This window comes from Kitasatospora sp. NPDC036755, from assembly GCF_040636595.1.
GTDB lineage: Bacteria > Actinomycetota > Actinomycetes > Streptomycetales > Streptomycetaceae > Kitasatospora.
The window spans coordinates 1-1,926 of the sequence record NZ_JBEZUT010000628.1; the positions used below are offsets into that span (position 1 = coordinate 1).

2 protein-coding genes are annotated in these 1,926 nt (G+C 76.3%); both read right to left on the bottom strand.

The window, feature by feature from the left end; all coding sequences use genetic code 11:
• Nucleotides 1–131: 131 nt before the first annotated feature.
• On the bottom strand, nucleotides 132–317 hold the full coding sequence (locus tag AB0E96_RS40690) for a PspC domain-containing protein (protein WP_359831831.1): 186 nt from the start codon (nucleotides 315–317) through the stop codon (nucleotides 132–134).
• A 1,488-nt stretch (nucleotides 318–1,805) separates the two neighbouring features.
• The gene (locus AB0E96_RS40695; RefSeq protein ID WP_359831832.1) at nucleotides 1,806–1,892 is read right to left on the bottom strand and encodes a hypothetical protein; all 87 of its coding nucleotides are present in this window, start codon (nucleotides 1,890–1,892) and stop codon (nucleotides 1,806–1,808) included.
• Nucleotides 1,893–1,926 lie beyond the last annotated feature (34 nt).

Below are 1,926 nucleotides of genomic sequence, written 5' to 3' on the forward strand. Positions count from 1 at the left end.
CTCACCCGCACCCCCCGGCCCCCCCCCGGCCTCACCGGCTTACCCCCCCCCCCCCCCGGGCGCGGGCCCCCCCCCCCCGGCCCTCCGGGGGCGGGCGCCCCGTCGCCGTGAGCCCGGGCCGGGGCCCGGGCTCACGGCTCCTGGGGGAGCAGCAGCCAGAGGATCACGTAGAGCAGGATCCCGGGGCCGGGCAGCAGCCAGGAGACCAGGAAGATCACGCGCATGGTCGACGGGGTGAGGCCGAAGCGGTCGGCGAGCCCGGCGCAGACGCCGGCGATGACGCGGTTGTGGCGGGGACGGGCAAGACGGGAACTCATGCTCTTCTCCGTACGGTGGCGGCCCGGTCCGGCCGGTCCGGCGGGCTGCCTCCATCCTCCGCCGCCGCCCGCCCCAAGTCCTCAGCCCGGCAGGTGATTCTCCACCCCGAAGGGTCACCGGGGAGGCGTAGCCGGATGTCGGGGTCCCGTCAGGGTGGCCCTGAGGAACCGGGGGGCGTCCTCGGTCCGGAGCGCCGGAGGGGGCTCGATAGGATGCTGCCGATCGCGGTCGGCCGGGGGGCGGACGAAAGCCCGACTTCGTCGTGAAACGACCTCTCGTGCAAGCGGTTTCACGTCCTGATGGGTTCTGTCCCGCATTCTCCCGTGAGGTTGGATTGCACACTCGGCATCGCAGATTCCTGACCGCGACCGCCGCCGTCACGCTGGCCTCCGGCCTGGCCGTCGCCGGGACCCCGGTCGGCTTCGCCGCGCCGCAGCCCGTCGCGGTGTCCCCGGGCACCCAGGGCCGTTCCTCGCCGGTCACGGTCGCCCTCGCCGGCCTTCCCGGCACCCTCGGCGCGGGCGGTGCGCCGGTGGAGTTCACCGCGACGCTCCGGAACACCGCCGACCACCGGCTGGACGTCCGGTCCCCGGTCTTCGTCCTGGCCGACACCGGTGCCGGCACCGGGCCGGGCCACTTCAGGCTGGAATACCGGCCACCCGGCGGCGCCGAGTGGCAGGACGCCCGGGCGAACGGCCTCGCCACCGGCGGCCGCTGGGTGCTCGACCGGCCCGCCGCGCTGCCCCTGGCGGCCGGCGCCGAGGCCGTCTACCGGCTGCGGCTCACCGTCACCGCCGACGCCCCGGCCGGGCGGGTGACCGCGGGCTTCACCGCCGCGGTCTCGGATCCGGCCCTGCCGCCGGACCAGCACACCGGCGACGCGGACAGCGGCCGCCCGGACCTGCTCATCGTCCCGGCGGTGGTACCGACCGCGGCGCCGACCACCCCGGCGGCCACCGCCGAGGTCGGGTTCGACGGCGTGCCCATCCTGTTCACGGTGGGCGGGGAGGCCAAGCCGTTCAGGCTGCTGCTCGCCAACCACAGCGGCAAGGAGCTGCGGGTCGTGCCCGCGGTCGTGTTCCGGGGGGAGCACGAACTCCCCGCGGACACCGTCAGGTTCGAGTTTCGTGCCGCGGACGGGCAGTGGTGGGGCGCCACCCCGGGCGGCTGCTCGCAGCGCACCGACCGGCTCTGCTTCGGACTGCGGGCCGGGGACCGGGACTCCGGCGTCATCACGCTCGCGAACGGCGGGAGCCGCACCGTCGAGCTCCGGCTGGCCTTCACCGAGGACGCGCCGATCCTGTTCGAGTCCCTGGTCGCCGTCTCGGACACCGTGCCGGAGCCGGGCGAGGGCGCGGCCGAGTCGGTCGGCCTGGCGGCCGACTTCATCACCGTGGCCGCGACGAGTGCCACCGCCGCGCCCGCTCCGGCCGTCCCGGACCCCGGCCCGGGCGAGGCGGCACCGGAGCCGTCCACCGCCCCGGTGGTCACGGTGGCGGTGCCCCCGCTGGCGCGCCGCCGGCGAGCACGAGGTCGCTCTCGCCGAGTCGGATCGACTGGCAGCCCACGTGCACGGAGATGAGCGAGCCGGCGCAGGCCGAGTCGATG

Coding starts and splice junctions, on each gene's coding strand:
- AB0E96_RS40690 (WP_359831831.1), bottom strand. CDS start 317: ATGAGTTCCCGTCTTGCCCGTCCCCGCCACAACCGCGTCATCGCCGGC.